This window comes from Aliiroseovarius sp. S253, assembly GCF_049800855.1.
Classification (GTDB): Bacteria; Pseudomonadota; Alphaproteobacteria; order Rhodobacterales; family Rhodobacteraceae; genus Aliiroseovarius.
In genome coordinates, this window is record NZ_JBNAFW010000001.1 from 1,491,828 (window position 1) to 1,509,703 (window position 17,876).

General features: G+C 57.7%; 15 protein-coding genes. 3 read left to right on the forward strand and 12 right to left on the reverse strand.

Annotated elements, in window-relative coordinates:
• Nucleotides 1-11: 11 nt before the first annotated feature.
• The 4 genes from murC to ACP15F_RS07280 form a co-directional block, all read right to left on the reverse strand.
• The gene (murC, locus tag ACP15F_RS07265) at nucleotides 12-1,409 is read right to left on the reverse strand and encodes a UDP-N-acetylmuramate--L-alanine ligase (RefSeq protein WP_424940147.1); all 1,398 of its coding nucleotides are present in this window, start codon (nucleotides 1,407-1,409) and stop codon (nucleotides 12-14) included.
• A gap of 24 nt (nucleotides 1,410-1,433) precedes the next feature.
• Nucleotides 1,434-2,531 carry an undecaprenyldiphospho-muramoylpentapeptide beta-N-acetylglucosaminyltransferase gene (gene murG / locus ACP15F_RS07270; protein ID WP_424940148.1) on the reverse strand — a complete coding sequence of 366 codons (1,098 nt, stop codon included), beginning with the start codon at nucleotides 2,529-2,531 and terminating at the stop codon, nucleotides 1,434-1,436.
• Entirely contained in the window at nucleotides 2,528-3,697 is a 1,170-nt protein-coding gene (ftsW, locus tag ACP15F_RS07275; protein ID WP_424940149.1) for a putative lipid II flippase FtsW, read from the reverse strand. The genes murG and ftsW overlap by 4 nt, the downstream gene beginning before the upstream one ends.
• A gap of 171 nt (nucleotides 3,698-3,868) precedes the next feature.
• Nucleotides 3,869-4,786, reverse strand: a complete 918-nt coding sequence (locus tag ACP15F_RS07280) for a DMT family transporter (RefSeq protein WP_424940150.1) — start codon at nucleotides 4,784-4,786, stop codon at nucleotides 3,869-3,871.
• Nucleotides 4,787-4,898: 112 nt separating this feature from the next.
• Between ACP15F_RS07280 and ACP15F_RS07285 the strand changes: the two genes are divergently transcribed.
• Nucleotides 4,899-5,156, forward strand: coding sequence for a metal-sensing transcriptional repressor (locus ACP15F_RS07285; protein WP_424940151.1), 258 nt, complete (start codon nucleotides 4,899-4,901; stop codon nucleotides 5,154-5,156).
• A gap of 7 nt (nucleotides 5,157-5,163) precedes the next feature.
• Nucleotides 5,164-6,483: an MFS transporter gene (locus tag ACP15F_RS07290; protein WP_424940152.1), complete on the forward strand. Its 1,320-nt coding sequence runs from the start codon at nucleotides 5,164-5,166 to the stop codon at nucleotides 6,481-6,483.
• Between the two features lie 95 nt (nucleotides 6,484-6,578).
• Here ACP15F_RS07290 and ACP15F_RS07295 read toward each other — a convergent pair whose 3' ends face one another.
• From ACP15F_RS07295 to ACP15F_RS07325, 7 genes are all read right to left on the reverse strand, one after another.
• Nucleotides 6,579-8,024 (reverse strand): NAD(P)(+) transhydrogenase (Re/Si-specific) subunit beta, encoded by a 1,446-nt coding sequence (locus ACP15F_RS07295; RefSeq protein ID WP_424940153.1) that lies wholly within the window; start codon nucleotides 8,022-8,024, stop codon nucleotides 6,579-6,581.
• Between the two features lie 13 nt (nucleotides 8,025-8,037).
• Complete coding sequence (locus ACP15F_RS07300; protein WP_424940154.1) at nucleotides 8,038-9,609, reverse strand: Re/Si-specific NAD(P)(+) transhydrogenase subunit alpha; 1,572 nt, start codon at nucleotides 9,607-9,609, stop codon at nucleotides 8,038-8,040.
• A 177-nt stretch (nucleotides 9,610-9,786) separates the two neighbouring features.
• Complete coding sequence (locus tag ACP15F_RS07305; RefSeq protein WP_424940155.1) at nucleotides 9,787-10,245, reverse strand: methyltransferase family protein; 459 nt, start codon at nucleotides 10,243-10,245, stop codon at nucleotides 9,787-9,789.
• A gap of 89 nt (nucleotides 10,246-10,334) precedes the next feature.
• Nucleotides 10,335-11,246, reverse strand: coding sequence for a pirin family protein (locus ACP15F_RS07310; protein ID WP_424940156.1), 912 nt, complete (start codon nucleotides 11,244-11,246; stop codon nucleotides 10,335-10,337).
• A 153-nt stretch (nucleotides 11,247-11,399) separates the two neighbouring features.
• Nucleotides 11,400-12,074: a TadE/TadG family type IV pilus assembly protein gene (locus ACP15F_RS07315; protein WP_424940157.1), complete on the reverse strand. Its 675-nt coding sequence runs from the start codon at nucleotides 12,072-12,074 to the stop codon at nucleotides 11,400-11,402.
• Nucleotides 12,074-12,622 carry a TadE/TadG family type IV pilus assembly protein gene (locus ACP15F_RS07320; protein WP_424940158.1) on the reverse strand — a complete coding sequence of 183 codons (549 nt, stop codon included), beginning with the start codon at nucleotides 12,620-12,622 and terminating at the stop codon, nucleotides 12,074-12,076. The genes ACP15F_RS07315 and ACP15F_RS07320 overlap by 1 nt, the downstream gene beginning before the upstream one ends.
• A gap of 67 nt (nucleotides 12,623-12,689) precedes the next feature.
• Nucleotides 12,690-14,600: a Tad domain-containing protein gene (locus ACP15F_RS07325; protein ID WP_424940159.1), complete on the reverse strand. Its 1,911-nt coding sequence runs from the start codon at nucleotides 14,598-14,600 to the stop codon at nucleotides 12,690-12,692.
• 364 nt (nucleotides 14,601-14,964) lie between these two features.
• Between ACP15F_RS07325 and ACP15F_RS07330 the strand changes: the two genes are divergently transcribed.
• The gene (locus ACP15F_RS07330) at nucleotides 14,965-16,395 is read left to right on the forward strand and encodes a Glu/Leu/Phe/Val family dehydrogenase (RefSeq protein ID WP_424940160.1); all 1,431 of its coding nucleotides are present in this window, start codon (nucleotides 14,965-14,967) and stop codon (nucleotides 16,393-16,395) included.
• 72 nt (nucleotides 16,396-16,467) lie between these two features.
• Here ACP15F_RS07330 and ACP15F_RS07335 read toward each other — a convergent pair whose 3' ends face one another.
• Complete coding sequence (locus tag ACP15F_RS07335) at nucleotides 16,468-17,868, reverse strand: N-acetylmuramoyl-L-alanine amidase (RefSeq protein WP_424940161.1); 1,401 nt, start codon at nucleotides 17,866-17,868, stop codon at nucleotides 16,468-16,470.
• Nucleotides 17,869-17,876 lie beyond the last annotated feature (8 nt).

A 17,876-nucleotide genomic window follows, 5' to 3' on the forward strand; every position in this document is an offset into this window, starting at 1 on the left:
TAAGGAGAGGTTTACCCTAGCCGTCCCGGCAAGTTGTTCGCCCAAGCGCTGATCGTACCTGCGCCCAGACAAACCACCATGTCACCCGGTTCGGCATGTTCCTTGACCAATGCAGTCAAGGCATCTTCGTCGGTTACGGCGATGGCATGGCGGTGGCCGTGGCGGACGAGCCCAGCAACCAGATCATCGCGGGATGCACCTTCGATCGGATCTTCTCCGGCGGCGAAAACCTCTGCAATACCAACGACATCAGCTTCGTTGAAACAAGCGCAGAATTCTTCAAACAGGTCATGTAGCCGGCTATAGCGGTGGGGTTGGTGTACAGCGATCACGCGGCCTTCGGTCGCTTGACGGGCGGCTTTCAAAACGGCGGCAATTTCGACCGGGTGGTGGCCGTAGTCGTCGATGATTGTGACGCCGTTCACTTCTCCGACCTTGGTGAAGCGTCGGTTCACACCCCCAAAGCTGGCAAGCGCCGTTCGGATCTCGTCGCGCTTCATGCCCAGATGGCGGGACACTGCGACGGCGGACAAAGCGTTCGAGACGTTGTGATCCCCCGGCATCGGCAGCGTACAGCCTTCGATCTTGGTGCCTTCGTGGTTCAGCTCGATATCGAAATGCGCCACACCGCCTTTGTAAGTCAGGTTCACAGCACGAACATCGGCCTGTGCGTTAAAGCCATAGGTTACGACGCGGCGGTCGGTAACTTTGCCGACCAAGGCCTGCACTTCAGGGTGGTCGGTGCAGCAGACGGCAAGCCCGTAGAACGGGATGTTCGACACGAAATCAAGGAAGCCTTGGCGCAGCGTATCGAAATCGCCCCAATGCTCCATATGCTCGGGATCGATATTGGTGACGATGGCGATGGTCGCGGGCAAACGATTGAAGGTGCCGTCGCTTTCATCAGCTTCCACAACCATCCATTCGCCCTGCCCCATCCGCGCATTCGAACCATAGGCGTGAATGATGCCGCCATTGATCACGGTCGGGTCGATATGCCCATGCACCAGCAGCTCGGCCACCATGGTAGTGGTGGTGGTTTTGCCGTGCGTACCCGCGACAGCGATGTTCGATTTCAGGCGCATCAGCTCGGCCAGCATTTCGGCCCGGCGAACCACTGGAAGACCACGAGCGCGGGCTGTGTCCAGCTCGGGGTTGCCCGGTTTGATTGCCGAGGAAATCACGACAACCTCAGCATTCTCGAGGTTCTCGGCACGCTGGCCAACGAAAATTTCGGCCCCCAGTTTTTTTAGACGGTCGGTGATTTTCGAGGCCTTAAGGTCCGACCCCTGCACTTGATATCCGTGGTTCAGCAGAACCTCGGCGATGCCCGACATACCAATCCCGCCGATGCCCACAAAGTGGATCTTACCCATTTCGGTGGGAAGCTTGGTGGCTGCTGCGTTCATCTATTTACCTTTCGAATTCATTACTTAGGCCTGAGCGGCCAAATCCTCGACCAGCGCGACCAGCGCGTCGGTTGCATCCGGGCGGCCATGGGAAAGTGCAGCCCGGGACATTTGTTCGGCCCCTTCTGGGGTTCCCAAAACCAGCGCGACCTGCTCGGCCAAGCTTTCCGGCGTCAGCATGCTTTCCGGCAGCAAGATCGCGGCGCCCGCATCCACCAACCCACGTGCGTTGGCGGTCTGGTGATCATCCGTGGCCGTGGGCAACGGGATCAAGATCGACGGGCGACCGATAACCGAGATGTCCGCCACGGACGACGCCCCTGCCCGGCTGATCACCAGCTGGGCTTCGGACATGCGACGGGGGATGTCATTAAAGAAGCTTTGCACATCGGCGCGGATACCATTGGCATCGTAGTACGCGCTGACCCGCTCCATATCCTCATCACGCGCCTGATGGCTGACCGAGATATGGCGGCGTAGATGATCTGGTAAGGCGGCCAATGCTGCTGGGACATGGTCGGACAGCGCACGCGCGCCCTGCGAGCCGCCGATCACTAGGACCGACATCGGATAGTCGCCCGGCGCGATATAGCCCGCGCCCTGGCGGGCCATGACAGCGCCGCGCACGGGGTTTCCGGTATAGACGCCCTCGACGCCCTCGGGCAGATCAGTGGGCCACGTACCGCACGCAACGCGGTTCACGCGGGTTGAGAAGATCGTATTCACACGCCCCAGCACGCCGTTCTGTTCATGGATCATGCGGGGAAGGTTTAGCAGTTTGGCCGCGCCCAAGGCAGGGATCGACGGATAGCCCCCAAAGCCCACAACGGCTTTCGGACGGTCCCGACGCATTTTCATAACAGCGCCTAGAACGCCCGCGCCGATGCGGAACGGCACCAACGCTTTCGCTACGATGCCTCCACGTTGGAAGGTGGCGGAACTGACTTGCTCGATCTCGACGACATGGGGAAAGCCGCCAGTATAGCGCGCGCCGCGCGCATCGGTCGACAGTTTCACCCGCCACCCTTTGCGTAGCATCGCTTCAGCCAGCGCTTGCGCGGGAAACATGTGGCCGCCGGTCCCACCGGCAGCAATCACAAGAAGCGGTTGGTCTGTTGTCATCTGCCCTGCCTGTTTGCAAATACGTCCTGCATCCGGCCCTGAGGCCGCGTGCGGGTAAAGGCCAAAAGCATGCCAAGTGCAATACCCCCGGCGATCAAAGATGAACCCCCATAGCTGACGAATGGCAACGTCATGCCCTTCGCGGGCAGAAGACGTACTGCCACACCCATGTTGATCAAAGCCTGCACGCCGAACATGGCGGCCAGGCCAGACCCAGCCAGACGGATAAAGGTGTTCCGCTCACGGATCAGACGCAGGAAGCTGCGCACGACGATGGTGGCGTACAGCGCGATGATGATCAGGACCAGAAGCAGGCCATATTCCTCGGCCGCGACGGCGATGATGAAATCCGTATGCGCATCGGGCAGAGACCACTTCACCTGCCCTTCGCCTACTCCAACACCGAAGAAACCGCCTTCGCGGATGGCGTTGGTGGCATAGCCAAGTTGGGTGGTGGGATCGACCTCGGGGTTCAGGAACCCGTCAATCCGGCGCGCGAAGTGTTGCGAGTTGTGATAGGCAAAGGTGCCGCCCAGAACGACCAGTCCAGCGGCGCCCACTAGCAAAAGGATCGGCGCGCCCGCAAGGAAGTACATCACGCCCCAGCCAAACAGGATCAGAGCCGACTGGCCAAAGTCCGGCTGCATCGCCAGAAACATCACGATCACCGTGACCAGGCCTGCGGACATGGCGCGACCGGGTGGGCCGTTAATTTCTTGGCTTGCAGCCATCAGCCACGCGGCGACGACCACAAAACCCGGTTTCAGGAATTCAGACGGCTGGAGCGAGGCAAAGCCCAGCGAATACCAGCGCGTTGCGCCCTTACCGAAATCAGTGCCCAAAACCGGAAGCAGCATCACGGCGACCATTGCCACGATGAACCCAAGCACGCCGAGACGGCGCACCATCTGCGGGGTCATCATGGTGAAGGCGAACATGGTGATCAGGGCAGCAACGCCGAAGATCAACTGGCGCTCAACATAGTGGAAATAGCCCAGCCCGTTGCGTTCAGCCAAGGGTGGCGACGCCGCCAGCCCCAGAAGAATGCCAATGCCGAATAGGATCAGGATGCACGAGACCGACCACTTGTCGATCGTGCGCCACCAACGGGGAAGAATGGGGTCGCCGCTTTGTGCGGGGACCGCGCCATAAACCATTTCAGTCATGAATAACCGCCTGCAATTTGCCTGTACCGCTCATAATATCCAGCCCATCCCTTTGCGGGTTATTGGTGCCGGTGCCTGTGGCCCCGTCTTGCGCGAGGTCTTGCCGCAAGAATAGTTGGGTTTCTGCAATATTTCCAGTGATTTTACGCAAACAGCGGCACCAATCGGCAATCACCCGCTTGGCGCACCGGCGGCTCGGGATTTCGAGCGGTCGTTGCCCAATCTCCTCTCTCGCCAAATGATCACCAGACCGGCGGATATCACGATAGCCGAGCCAAACACGGTTTGTGGTGTCGGCAGGTCTCCAAAAATCAGAAACCCAAAGGCAAGCGCGAAGATCATCGAGGAATAGTCGAACGGTGCAATCGTGGATGCCTCGGCATGGGTGTAAGCAGTTGTCAGCATCAACTGCCCGACGCCGCCCGCAAGCCCCGCTGCCAAAAGCAATGCGAATTCTGTCCCGGTGGGCCAGACCCAGCCGAACGGTAGCGTCAGAAGCGACAAGACGATCGCCGTAAACGAGGCATAGATCACCACGGTCGAGGGTGGATCCACCCCCACCAACTTGCGCACGAGGATCTTGGCCACTGCGATGAAGCAAGCGGCGGTTAAAGCCAGCATGGCACCGAAAGCGCGCAGATCGTCACCATCGCCATGACCCTGAAGCTGTGGCCAAAGGATAACCAAAACACCCACAAGGCCTGCCAACACCGCCCCGATCCGAACCGCGCGAACTTGCTCACCCAGAAAGACTGCGGCCAGGATGACCGTGATGATGGGCGACGCATAGAGGATCGCAGTGATGTCTGGCAGCGTCAGATAGGCCACGGCGGTGAAGTTCAACCCCATCGCCATTACACCCACGGTTCCCCTGCTGACATGCCCCCAAAGTTGGGTGGTGCGCAGGGCTGAATGCAACCGCCCCTCATAGGCCAACCACGCGGCGATTACCGGAAGGGCAAAGACCGAGCGGAAAAAGACGATCTCTCCGGGGGGAAGATTGCCTGATGCAGCCTTGATCATGGCCTGCATGGACATGAAAAACGCAACCGATCCGAGCTTCAGAAGTATTCCGCGATTAGGGGTCATATCCCCGCATACGCCGTTGGCTAGCATGTGGAAAGCGAAACCGACGTCCGTTTCAGGCTGTCGTGTTTCGCACTCCCTTGTCGCATCCTCCCCCGGGGGATAAGCTCGAAGTATGACTCAGAAACATACACATGCCAGCCACCCGAAAATCTCTGCCCGATTGAAACGCGCCGATGGACATCTTCGGTCCGTCATCGAGATGATCGACCAAGGCCGCCCCTGCGTCGAGCTTGCCCAGCAATTACAAGCGGTTGAGAGCGCTATTCGGAACGCCAAACAGGCGTTGATCCACGACCATCTGGACCATTGCCTCGGGGATGAAACCTCCTCGGCCGTGGCCGAACTTAAAGCCATCACCCGGTACTTGTGAGGCGCATATGTTCGACGTTCTCAGCAACCGGACGTATCGTAACCTATTTCTGGCGCAGGTCGTGGCCCTTATGGGCACTGGGCTCGCCACCGTCGCGCTGGGACTTCTGGCATACGATTTGGCGGGTGAAAACGCCGCGCTGGTTCTGGGCACGATTTTCACGATCAAGATGATCGCCTATGTGGGGCTGGCACCAATTGCCAGCGCCATGGCCGACAGGGTGAACCGGCGCGCCCTTCTGGTCGTGTTGGACCTGATCCGCGCATCCGTCGTGCTGTGTCTGCCCTTCGCCACGACGCTGTGGCAGGTCTATGGGCTGATCTTCGTGCTACAAGCGGCCTCGGCAGCGTTCACACCCACCTTTCAAGCCACCATCCCAGACGTATTGCCGGATGAAGAGCGCTATACCAAGGCGCTGTCGCTGTCCCGTCTGGCGTTTGACCTTGAGAACATCCTGTCCCCGACCCTCGCCGCATTGCTTCTGACCATCGCGAGCTATAGCAGCCTGTTTCTAGGCACCACGCTGGGCTTCCTGATCTCGGCGTTGATGGTGATGGCAGTGCGCCTGCCCGATCCCAAACCCGCTGCCCCGCGCGGCTTCTATGAGCGCACGACTTTGGGCATTCGCATCTATTTAGCCACCCCACGCCTGCGCGGATTGCTAGGTTTGAATCTTGCAGTCTCCAGCGCGGGCGCGATGGTGCTGGTAAACTCGGTGGTCTTGGTTCGCAGTCAATTAGGGCTGGCGGAAAGCGCGCTGGCTTGGACCATGTTTGCCTTTGGGTTAGGCAGCATGATGGCCGCGATCGCCCTGCCCCGTATACTCCACGTCACCCCCGAACGCCCTCTGATGATAGGTGGCGCAGGTCTGATGGCGACCACTCTTTTAGGCTTAAGCTTCGTGATCGCAACCTGGGGACTGAGTTGGACTGCCCTACTGATCGGATGGGCGATGATCGGGCTGGGGTACTCGTCGGTTCTGACGCCCTCGGGTCGCTTGCTGGCCCGGTCTGCCCATGCCGAAGACCGCCCCGCAATCTTTGCGGCCCAGTTTGCCTTGTCCCACGCGTGCTGGCTTTTGACTTATCCTCTGTCAGGATGGCTTTTGACCATGTTCGGAACAGGCACTGCCTTGATGATCCTTGCCGTCCTCGCCCTTATAGGGATCCTAGCAGCCGTTCGGGTTTGGCCAGCCGACGACCCGATCGAGGTCGCTCACACCCATGAAAACCTGCCCTTGGATCACCCGCACTTGAAAGGACACCGCCGCCACACCCACGCGTTGGTGATTGATGATGCCCACCCGCAATGGGGATCTCATTTCTAATCGCAGCATGGTGGTCGTTCGGGGTTGAGGACATCGCCCCCCAAACGCAAAACGCCCCCACAAGGGGGGGCGCTTCACAAGATTATCAGTGAGTCTTACTGGATCAGCGTCAGCAGCGTATCCAGCGACTGCTTGGCGTCGCCATAGAACATGCGCGTGTTCTCTTTGAAGAACAGCGGGTTCTCGATGCCCGAGTAACCGGCACCCTGACCACGTTTCGACACGAAGACTTGCTTGGCCTTCCAGCACTCCAGAACCGGCATGCCGGCGATGGGGCTGTTCGGGTCGTCCTGTGCAGCGGGGTTCACGATGTCGTTCGAGCCGATGACGATAGCGACATCCGTTTCCGGGAAGTCGTCATTGATCTCGTCCATTTCCAGCACGATATCGTAAGGCACCTTGGCTTCTGCCAGCAGCACGTTCATGTGACCGGGCAGACGACCTGCGACCGGGTGGATCGCAAAGCGGACATTCTTGCCTTTGGCGCGCAGACGGCGGGTCAGCTCGGCCACGTTCTGCTGGGCTTGCGCCACAGCCATACCGTAACCGGGAATGATGACCACACTGTCAGCATCTTCCAAGGCAGCAGCCACACCATCGGCGTCGATGGCGATTTGCTCGCCTTCGATTTCCATGGCCGGGCCGTCCGAGCCGCCGCCAAAGCCGCCAAGGATAACGCTGACGAACGAACGGTTCATCGCCTTACACATGATGTAGGACAGGATCGCACCAGACGAGCCTACCAGCGCGCCCACAACGATCAGAAGGTCGTTGCCCAGCGAGAAGCCGATCGCAGCCGCGGCCCAGCCCGAGTAGCTGTTCAGCATCGACACAACCACCGGCATGTCGGCGCCGCCGATGCCCATGATCAGGTGATAGCCGATGAACAGCGCAGCGATGGTCAGGATGATCAGCGGCAGGAAGGATGCAGTGTTCAGGTACCAGATCAGGCAGATCACCGAGAGCGCCGCAGCACCCGCGTTCAGCATGTGACCACCGGGCAGCTTTTCAGCCGACGAGGTCACTTTGCCCGACAGTTTGCCATATGCGATGACCGAACCGGTGAAGGTTACGGCACCGATCCAGACACCCAGCGACAGTTCGACCAACAGAATGTTGATCTCGACCGAGGACTTCTTGGCGATCAGCTGACCGAAGGCACCCAGCTCTTTGACGGCATCTTTGCCCATGGCTACGGCCTCTGCCGCGTTGCCAATCTCGAAATGTGCGTTGAAGCCTACGAAGACTGCTGCCAGACCGACCAGCGCGTGCATCCCGGCGACCAGTTCCGGCATCTGGGTCATCTCGACCTTGGATGCCAGCTGGTAACCGATCACGCCGCCCGCAGCGATCAGCGGGATCGACAGCCACCACAAACCGGCACCGGGGCCAATCAGGGTCGCAGCCACCGCCAGACCCATGCCGACAATGCCATACCATACCGCGCGTTTCGCGCTTTCCTGTCCCGACAAACCGCCAAGAGAGAGGATGAAAAGAACTGCTGCAACAACATATGCAGCCGTGGTGAAACCAAATTCCATGATCCCTACCCCCTTAAGATTTCTGGAACATGGCAAGCATGCGCCGTGTCACGAGGAAGCCGCCGAAAATGTTGATCCCAGCCATGAAGACCGAGGCAGCAGCCAGCAAGATAACCAGGAAGCTTCCCGATCCGATCTGCATGAGCGCGCCTAGAATGATGATCGACGAAATGGCGTTGGTGACAGCCATCAGCGGTGTGTGCAGCGAGTGGCTTACGTTCCAGATCACCTGGAAGCCAACGAACACGGCCAGAACGAACACGATGAAGTGCTGCATGAAGCTGGCAGGCGCATAAAGACCCAAGAGCAACAGCAGCGCACCGCCAACCGCCAGCAAGGTCACTTGCTGTTTGGTCTGCGCTTTGAACGCGGCTGCTTCCTGCGCTTTGATTTCCTCGGGCGTCAGTTCCGGCACCACTTCCTTGGGCTTGGCAGCAATGGCCTGCACCTTCGGCGGGGGCGGCGGGAAGGTGATCTCGCCTTGATGGGTCACGGTCGCGCCGCGGATCACATCGTCTTCCATGTCGTGATTGACCTTGCCGTCCTTTTCAGGCGTCAGGTCAGTCATCATGTGACGGATGTTGTTGGCGTAGAGGCTCGACGATTGCGAGGCCATGCGCGACGGGAAGTCGGTATAGCCGATGATGGTCACGCCGTTTTCGGTCACGACCTTCTCATCCATCACGGTGCCTTCAGCGTTACCGCCTTTTTCAGCCGCAAGGTCAACGATGACCGAGCCAGGCTTCATCGCGTCGATCATATCCTTCAGCCAAAGCTTGGGGGCTTCGCGGTTGGGGATCAGCGCGGTGGTGATAACGATGTCGACCTCAGGGGCCAGTTCGCGGAACTTGGCCAGCTGAGCTTCGCGGAACTCGGGCGAGGATACAGCGGCGTAACCACCTGTAGCGGCCCCGTCCTGTTGTTCTTCCTCGAAGTCCAGATAGACGAACTCGGCGCCCATCGATTCAACCTGCTCGGCCACTTCCGGACGTACGTCGAACGCGTAAGTGATCGCACCCAGCGAGGTCGAAGTACCGATTGCAGCCAGACCAGCAACACCAGCACCGACGACCAGAACCTTGGCGGGCGGAACCTTACCAGCGGCGGTCACTTGACCGGTGAAGAAACGACCGAAGTTGTTACCGGCTTCGATAACGGCACGATAGCCCGCGATGTTGGCCATCGAGGACAGGGCGTCCATTTTCTGCGCGCGCGAGATACGCGGCACCATTTCCATCGCGATGACGTTTGCACCAGACTTCTTGGCCTTCTCAAGCCCGTCTTCGTTGCCGCCGGGATTGAAGAAGCTGATCAGCGTTTTATCCGCCGACAGACGCTTCAGCTCGGTATCGTTTGGCTGACGCACTTTCGCAATGATGTCTGCAGCTTTCCAAAGCGCGGCTGCGGTCTTAACGACCTCAACTCCAGCTTCTTTATAAACCGCATCCGAGAAACCCGCAGCTTCACCAGCCTTGGTCTCGATCACGCAGTCATAGCCCAGCTTTTGCAGCATCTTGGCGCTTTCCGGCGTCATTGCGACCCGGTTTTCGCCCTCAAATACTTCCTTGGGTACACCGATTTTCACAGTCTCTTCCTTCTCCCGTCGTGTGCCGAACGAGGGGTCTGTCCCTCGGCCCCGGCGGTTTCATGGCGCATTCTATACGCATCCCCTGCGCAAGAAGCTATCGTTTCAGCATGCAATGCGACAATTTTATTTCAATACGCGACAGCACGTCGCGGCGCAATGCCGCTTTGCAGCAATTTACAGCCAGCGACGCACCGTCGCAGCCCAGTTTTTGAACTCATCGCCGAACAAGTCGGTCAGTCCGGCCTCTTCCCCGAGTATGAAGCGTGTTGTGATGATTCTTGTGAAGATTGGAACCAGGATCAGGGCTGGCAACACATCCCAACGCAAAATCAGCCCGCCCAGAACGAGCGCATCACCCAGATAGATCGGATTGCGGGTCAGGCGATATATGCCCGATTGAAGAAAAGCAGTGGGGCGCTGACGCGGGATGATCGTCGTGCGTGCGCGTAGGAATTCCCACACGGCCAGCGCCATCACTCCGGCCCCTGCCCCGACCAAGCCAGTCCCCAGCCATCGCGTCCAATCCAACCCAAAACCAAGACCCGGAACAAACCGGTCCAGCCCGAAGGCAGCTGCGGCCATCGCTATCAGCCAAAGCGGAGGCAAATCAACAAGGCGAAGCAGTCGGGACATGACACCATTTAGAAAGGGCAGCGTTCCTGCCCTTGTAACAATTCGTCAGGTTTATGCAACGCCAGATGAATTAGACCTTCGTCGCAGTCTTAGTGAGCCGGCCGGATAAACGTCCCGTTGCGCAGGTCGCTCATGGCTTGGCGCAACTCGTCCTTGGTGTTCATGACAATCGGGCCGTGCCAGGCGACTGGCTCGCGGATGGGGGCGCCTGCCACCAGCAAAAAGCGCACGCCATCGGGCCCCGCCTGCACACGCACCTCATCCCCTGCACCAAAGCGGATTACGGTGCGGTTGCCTGACAGGTCGCGGATGTTGACCTCTTGCCCCATCACCTCCTTTTCAAGCAACACACCCTCAGGCGCAGCCGCGTCCGCAAATGCCCCTGCCCCCTCGAATACATAGGCGAACGCCTGACGTCGTGTGTCCACAGGCAAAGTCTTCGTGACCCCCGCAGGAATACTGACATCCAGATAAAGCGGATCAGCCGCGATCCCATCTACGGGTCCAGACCGACCCCAGAACTTGCCAACGATCACACGCACCTTGGTGCCATCGTCTTCCTCGATCATCGGGATCTCGACCGAGGGCACGTCCTGATAATTGGGCGCAGTCATCTTCAGATCCCGCGGGAGGTTCGCCCACAACTGGAATCCGTGCATCTGCCCCTTGGTGTTCGCAACGGGCATTTCCTGATGCATGATGCCCGAGCCGGCAGTCATCCACTGGATGTCTCCTGCGCCCAACCGCCCTTTGTTGCCAAGGCTGTCCTCATGCTCGACCTCGCCGGCCAGAACATATGTGATGGTTTCGATCCCGCGATGGGGATGCCACGGGAACCCCTTTTCGGACAGGCGGGGATCATCGTTACGGAAATCATCAAATAGCAGGAAAGGGTCATAAGCCTTGGGGTCGTGGAACCCAAAGGCGCGGTGCAAATGCACTCCCGCTCCTTCCAGTGTCGGCTTGGATAGATCAGCGGATAGAACAGGGCGAATGGACATGGCAACCTCGCTTCCTTGGCGTTGTGACTGCCAGAAAGCTAAAGTTCACCGCTCAATTGCGCAATTTGCGAGACTGAACAGTGTTAAGTTGAGAAATGCACAGAAGCGCCGCCCATACGCCCGATTTCAGCACCGGGCTTGTACGTCAGCTGCTTACGTCCCTGCGCAAGTGGCCTCGTCCGGCCAACACAACGTATCGTGTTCACGCGGGCTGGTGACAGAGATATGCGTAAACTCACGTCGATAGATCCCGGTCCACCGACCCGCAAATGTCGGGCGGAACTGTGCCGAGGTTTCAACTACGATGAGATCCTCTCCACGATACATCAACGGGATGTGATGCGCCAACTTGGTGCGCAATGAGGTATTGTTGTGCCGAAGCTTGCCATTGCTCCCGTGAGAGTTCCAAACAAGGTCAGCCCCCAGGCGGGCAACGCGGATGCGACGGGGGTCATAGGTGTTACATCTTTCGGCCGAAGCACGGCACTCCACAACGGTCACGCGCACCCAGCTTTCGTCCGAACTGCGTGTCATGTATTCGAACAACTCGTCTAATCCATCCACCATGGTCTGGTCATAGGACGGAATACGGGACAGATAGTCGGCGATCGCATAATTGGCCTTCAACGCCAGGCTTTGGTGACGATAGCTTTCGAAATAGGCATACATGGCCTGAAGCCCGAACAGAAGAAGCGGCAAGATAATGACGCTTTCAACGGTAACCGTGCCAGATTCTTTACGTGCGAATTGAGTGGCCCGGCTGCGGAACCGGCGCCAAATCCCCTGCTCGTTCGTGTTGTGATCCAAGGCCATCTTCCTGCTTCCCATCACGGTTCGTTTACATAGGTCGACACGGCCGACAACGCGATTTCACCATTCACATCCCGCGGCAGCCCCATCACCAGTGGGGTCGTGGCAAAGAATGGGCGCTTCAGCCAGCAAACCCGCAACAACATCAAGTCGCCACTACCACCGCCGCCAAAAGCGGGAAGAGGTTGCATCGGGTCGTTCCGGTCAATGCAGCTTATGCTTCCTGTCGGCAGGCTCCATGTTGATTGGTCAACCAAGATAAGCTCGACCATTAGATCTTCTTCACACGCGCCCTCAAGCAAGGTCTTCTCGCAAACCTGGGTCTTGAACTCGCCAGTGTTCTGAGGACGGCTGATGCCCAGACGCATTTCGCGTACAGTCATGTCCACGGCGCGCTCTAGAAACACCGAGCGCAAGCCGTAATAGCTGAGCTCGAACGACGTCAGGAACAGCGTCATAAACAGCGGGAACCAGATGACGAACTCGACCGTTGAGCTGCCGCTCTGATCACGCCACCACATCAATCGAGACGCCCGCGCCCTAAATGTGTTTTTGTTCCGTGTCACTATCTGTGTCTCCATACCCGGAAAACTTTGGCTAACCGACAAACCATCTGTCGCTCGACCGAACTTGTTAATGCGTCAGACGCAAACGATTGATATCTTCTGCAATGCGGCCGAACACCGTGGAAAGATCAAGATTTTCATCAACCTTATAGTACAGGAGATTACCCTCCTTGGTCGATGCACACGCACTCATTACGTCAGTCGACGTGTCAGGGGTTTCCATCTCGATCGTGTAAATGGTCATCCCTGCCAGCTTCGCAGCATCACATTGGTCGATCAAAAGCTTATCGACATTCATATAGGTCTCGCCCGGCTGTTTGTTCGGGAAACCTGATGATAGATACGCGTTGCTTGTCGAGTTAGACAGGAAGATCCCTCCGGTCGAGCGCCCGGGTGTATCAACCTCATTCCCAATATGTGGGAAGCTGTCGAAGATACGAAGCGTGTATCCTTTCTGCCAATAGTCCTTCCAATCCAACCTTTCGGTCAGTGTGTTCTCTGGAGTTCTGCCCGGAGTACAAAGCGTTCCAACCCCATAGTCATAGAAACAATCATTGGCGCCTTCGTGTCCAAAGGGATGATCACGCCATTCGCCATACGGCAAATCACGGCCTCGGTTGCGCGTATTTTCTGGATTAAACCAGTACCAGCGGTCATCGCTGTCATCTTCTGGAGTGTCACGATCGTCTAGCACCGACAATACACGCTCGTCCGAGTTGTACCAAATCGGAGACAGTCCAGTGCGGAACCCGTCTTTCAATGTCGTATTGCTGGAATTGATCCCATCCGTCATAAGAACGATGATCTTGGACGACGAAGTCGTCGCAGGATTGAACGGACGACCACGAAAATCTGAATGAACCGCCGAATTATCATCGATAAGAGATGTAATCGCGGGCGCGGCATCGTGGTGCAACAACGCAGCACCCCACTTCATACCGACATGGATCGCGGTACCGCCAAGGCCTTTCAGCTTACTGATCTCAAGCGCCATGTCCTGCGGTGAATTCTCAAACGGATGGACTTCACGCCAGTCAGCGTTGAAGCAGCTCCAATAGGTCTCGTACCACTGCGGACTAGATTCCGGTTCAACCCAGCCGCTCGTGCTGAGCTTGTAGTAGTTGTTGAGATAACGTTGACCGCCACCTACGTACTGAGCAGTCTGATGGATGGTATCAGTGGTCGATACACTGACATCGTCAAAATCGTCCGCCGCAAAGGTCACGCATGAAGACTTATCGTGCGTATCAGCAACCGTAAACTTCCCAAGCAAAGTCGATCCGAGCGAAACTTGCGACGAGTAAGGGACAAGCGTCAAAGATGTCTTGTTGCCGTTAATCGGACACGTGGTCCAGTCTGCAGGGGATGCAGGATTGTTGGGATCACACAGCAGCAAATTCGAGAACTCGGTCGCAGCATCTCGCAACTCTTTGATCTTCGAAACACCGTTGACAGAGTTGTTCTCCATCGAACCAGAGACGTCCACGACCAACGAAATCTCGGTCAGCACATTCGCTTTGGCGGCGCCACCTCCGGCAGGGGCCCGCAAGCTGCTGACACCGGCAAATTTCATGAAAGGCGTGTGGATCCTGCTATCCGCTGTCGCGGACACGCTGGTTCCATCCCAAGCGACCTGAACTTTGATGTCGTCGCGCTTGACGATCCCATCAAGGCCAGCACGCTTAAAATAGTCCAGAACGACGTTTTTACGATTGGTTTGCTGATCTGGGTGTGCAGCAGCAAGAAGCGCGCGGTCCATGGTTGCCTGGATACGTGTGCGGTGAAGCTCGTGGCGCATCAAGTCGATGGCCAACCCCGCGAAGATAAACATCGCCAAGAACACAAGAAGCGAGAAGCCAATCATGGCTCCGTCTTCCTGCTTCGAGAAGTCTCTTACAAGCGACGACGGCCGGCCAGCGGCCTGCCGGGTCTTAGATCCAGTTACAATCATACTCTTACGCTCCGAAATATGAGCCATCATACTACCCTTCCCGCAAACGCCAATGCGCCCACCAGAATTCCTACACCCACTCTCAGCATGGCATTAACCAATAGATTTCCTGTGTCAAAATTAAGGCGAGCCTGTGGAGATTGGAACTGGAAACTGCTTTCCGTAGGGTGAGGTGTTGATTTTGTTCACTCAATACGCCGCAAATAGCACCTTAAACCCCCATTTAATTCACTCAGGAAACAATCATCGCCATATAGTGACCATACGGTCGGGTTTGTTATGGGGTGGTACTTTGATCATTTCTTCATAACCTCTGTGTCGTAATGACGCAGATTAAAACGATTCTGCGGCAATGCAGCAAACCAATGCAAAACCTGTACAGAGGTACAAAATGTCCCTTACGAATGAGCCGAGTTTTCGAGAATCCGTTGAACTGATGTTCAATCGGGCGGCGTCCCTGATGAACCTGCCTTCCGGCCTGGAAGAAAAAATCCGCGTCTGCAATGCGACTTATACGGTCCGTTTTGGCGTGCGCCTGCGGGGCGAGATCAAGACGTTTACCGGCTATCGCTCTGTCCATTCAGAGCATATGGAACCTGTGAAAGGTGGCATTCGCTATGCCATCTCTGTGGATCAGGACGAGGTCGAAGCGCTGGCCTCTCTCATGACCTTCAAGTGTGCGCTGGTGGAAACACCATTCGGTGGCTCGAAAGGCGGGTTGTGCATCGACCCGCGCGAATATGAAGAGCATGAACTGGAACTGATCACCCGTCGTTTCGCCTATGAGCTGGCCAAACGTGACCTGATCAACCCGTCGCAAAACGTCCCTGCCCCCGACATGGGCACCGGCGAACGCGAGATGGCGTGGATCGCGGACCAGTATGCCCGTATGAACACCACGGACATCAACGCGCGGGCCTGTGTGACCGGGAAACCGCCTCATGCCGGCGGGATCGCAGGCCGGGTCGAGGCAACGGGACGCGGTGTGCAATATGCCTTGCGTGAGTTCTTCCGCCATCCCGAAGACATCAAACTTGCCAACCTGACGGGCAAGCTGAAAGACAAGCGCATCATCGTGCAGGGGCTGGGAAATGTGGGCTATCACGCCGCTAAGTTCCTGTCGCACGAAGACGGGTCTCGGATTATCGGGATTATCGAACGCGATGGCGCTTTGTACGATGCCAAAGGGCTGGACGTCGAAGCGGTTCACCAATGGATCGCGGGCCATGGAGGTGTGAAAGGCTTTGCGGACGCGCAGTATATCGAGAACGGTGCGGAGCTTCTGGAAGTCGAATGTGACATCCTGATCCCCGCCGCGCTTGAAGGTGTGATCAACCTGACCAACGCCGAGCGCGTAAAGGCCCCACTGATCATCGAAGCTGCAAATGGTCCGATCACATCGGGCGCCGACAAGGTGTTGCGCGACAAAGGTACGGTGATCATTCCCGATCTTTATGCCAATGCAGGCGGTGTGACCGTGTCCTATTTCGAGTGGGTCAAGAACCTCAGCCACATCCGCTTTGGCCGCATGCAACGCCGTCAGGAAGAAGCCCGTCACCAACTTGTCGTGGACGAGCTGGAGCGTCTGGATCGCTACCTAGGGGACGCATGGTCGATGTCGCCCGAGTTCAAGGATAAATACTTACGCGGTGCGGATGAGCTTGAACTGGTACGCTCGGGCTTGGATGACACGATGCGCGTGGCATACCAGGCCATGCGCGAGATTTGGCATGCGCGTGAGGACGTTGATGACCTGCGGATGGCGGCCTTTATCGTGGCGATTGATCGCATCGCAGCGAGCTATCGCGCCAAGGGCCTGTAGGACCAGACAACTTAGAAGAAACGGCCACCTTTTGGTGGCCGTTTTTCTTTTTTATCAAATTTTTACGCGAACCTATTGACGTAAAAGATCAGCTTTACCTGCATCCTCCAACACCCAATATTGCAGCGCTTCACGAATCCCCCGCGCCGCATCGGCCCGCCATTCTCGCGAGGTAAGCAACTTGCGATCCCGCTCGGAAGACAAAAACCCAAGCTCGATCAGAACCGAGGGAATATCGGCAGCTTTCAGAACCGAGAACCCGGCCTGAAGGCGCGGGGTCTTATAGGTCGATCCGGTTGCGCTGTGGATGCCTTCGACAAGGCTGTCGGCCAGTGCCTCGGACCGGGGGGCTGTATCGGTACGCGCCAGATCCATTAAGACTAACGCCACAGCATCACCCTGCTGCGACAGGTCAACACCTGCCAGAATATCACTGCGATCATGACGTTCGGCTAGCTTACGGGACGCTTCGTCCGAGGCCTCTTGCGACAGAGTGTAAACGCTGGCCCCAGTAGCCCGCCCCTGCGCCAAAGCATCTGCATGCAGCGACAAAAACACGTCCGCGCCTGCACGTCTTGCAATGGTCACACGCTCTTCCAACGGAACGAACGCATCGCCATCACGGGTCAGGACCACATTAAAGCCTCCGGCGCGTAGCAACTCTTCCTTCAGTTCTCGGGCAAAGCTCATCATCAATTGGGCCTCGACCACGCCACCGCGCTCAGCCCCCGGATCGATGCCGCCATGTCCGGGGTCCAGTACCACGGTCACGTCCCCAAATCCGCGCTGGCGCGTTTTGGGGGAAGGCATCGGGCGGGCGGGTCGATCAAACAGTGCATCCTTGGGCGCACCTGCAGCCGCAGCGAAGTCGGCGTCCGAGCCCGTTGTCAATTCGATCCGAAGGCGCGCGGCCTCTACCCGTTGGGAAACAGCCACAGGGTTTTCTTGTGTAGAAAGTCCAGCAGACACGACCTGATAGGGAGCATTCAGGTCAAATACAATCCGCGTCCAGCCTGGTCTATACAGGCCCGCGCGAATGTCCGTGAACCAGTCACCCTTTTCAAGAAGGTTCGGAATATCAATACCTTGCCAATCCAGCTCTGAGAAATCCAGCACCAGGCGTTTGGGGTTATCCAACGTGAAGACCCGCCACGGCACCGCCTGCGTCATCGGCACTTCAATGGCAACGCCGCGCCAACGGTCTGACAGCGTAACCCCATCGCCCGCCAGATAGGCCAAACCGCTAAGTGCGCCGGGGGATTTCGCTGAACGAGGCACAACGGGGGCTTCGTCGCCCCCTGCCCCTGCGGACGGTACATCTGGCACCGCAACGGTCGGGCGCGCTTTCGGCTGGATGGAGGTTTCGGGAGCAAGATCGCTGCTTGCGACGGCTACCATCGGGCACAGCGCTGCCAGAACCACCGCAGACGCCAGCCAATTCCTGCCCCTGCCCCCAAGCATTTTTACCGTCATCCGCACCG

Bases quoted from the DNA above. Each gene is read 5' to 3' on its own strand.
- murC (WP_424940147.1), bottom strand. From the start codon at position 1,409: ATGAACGCAGCAGCCACCAAGCTTCCCACCGAAATGGGTAAGATCCAC.
- murG (WP_424940148.1), bottom strand. From the start codon at position 2,531: ATGACAACAGACCAACCGCTTCTTGTGATTGCTGCCGGTGGGACCGGC.
- ftsW (WP_424940149.1), bottom strand. From the start codon at position 3,697: ATGACTGAAATGGTTTATGGCGCGGTCCCCGCACAAAGCGGCGACCCC.
- ACP15F_RS07280 (WP_424940150.1), bottom strand. From the start codon at position 4,786: ATGACCCCTAATCGCGGAATACTTCTGAAGCTCGGATCGGTTGCGTTT.
- ACP15F_RS07285 (WP_424940151.1), top strand. From the start codon at position 4,899: ATGACTCAGAAACATACACATGCCAGCCACCCGAAAATCTCTGCCCGA.
- ACP15F_RS07290 (WP_424940152.1), top strand. From the start codon at position 5,164: ATGTTCGACGTTCTCAGCAACCGGACGTATCGTAACCTATTTCTGGCG.
- ACP15F_RS07295 (WP_424940153.1), bottom strand. From the start codon at position 8,024: ATGGAATTTGGTTTCACCACGGCTGCATATGTTGTTGCAGCAGTTCTT.
- ACP15F_RS07305 (WP_424940155.1), bottom strand. From the start codon at position 10,245: ATGTCCCGACTGCTTCGCCTTGTTGATTTGCCTCCGCTTTGGCTGATA.
- ACP15F_RS07310 (WP_424940156.1), bottom strand. From the start codon at position 11,246: ATGTCCATTCGCCCTGTTCTATCCGCTGATCTATCCAAGCCGACACTG.
- ACP15F_RS07315 (WP_424940157.1), bottom strand. From the start codon at position 12,074: ATGGGAAGCAGGAAGATGGCCTTGGATCACAACACGAACGAGCAGGGG.
- ACP15F_RS07325 (WP_424940159.1), bottom strand. From the start codon at position 14,600: ATGGCTCATATTTCGGAGCGTAAGAGTATGATTGTAACTGGATCTAAG.
- ACP15F_RS07330 (WP_424940160.1), top strand. From the start codon at position 14,965: ATGTCCCTTACGAATGAGCCGAGTTTTCGAGAATCCGTTGAACTGATG.
- ACP15F_RS07335 (WP_424940161.1), bottom strand. From the start codon at position 17,868: ATGACGGTAAAAATGCTTGGGGGCAGGGGCAGGAATTGGCTGGCGTCT.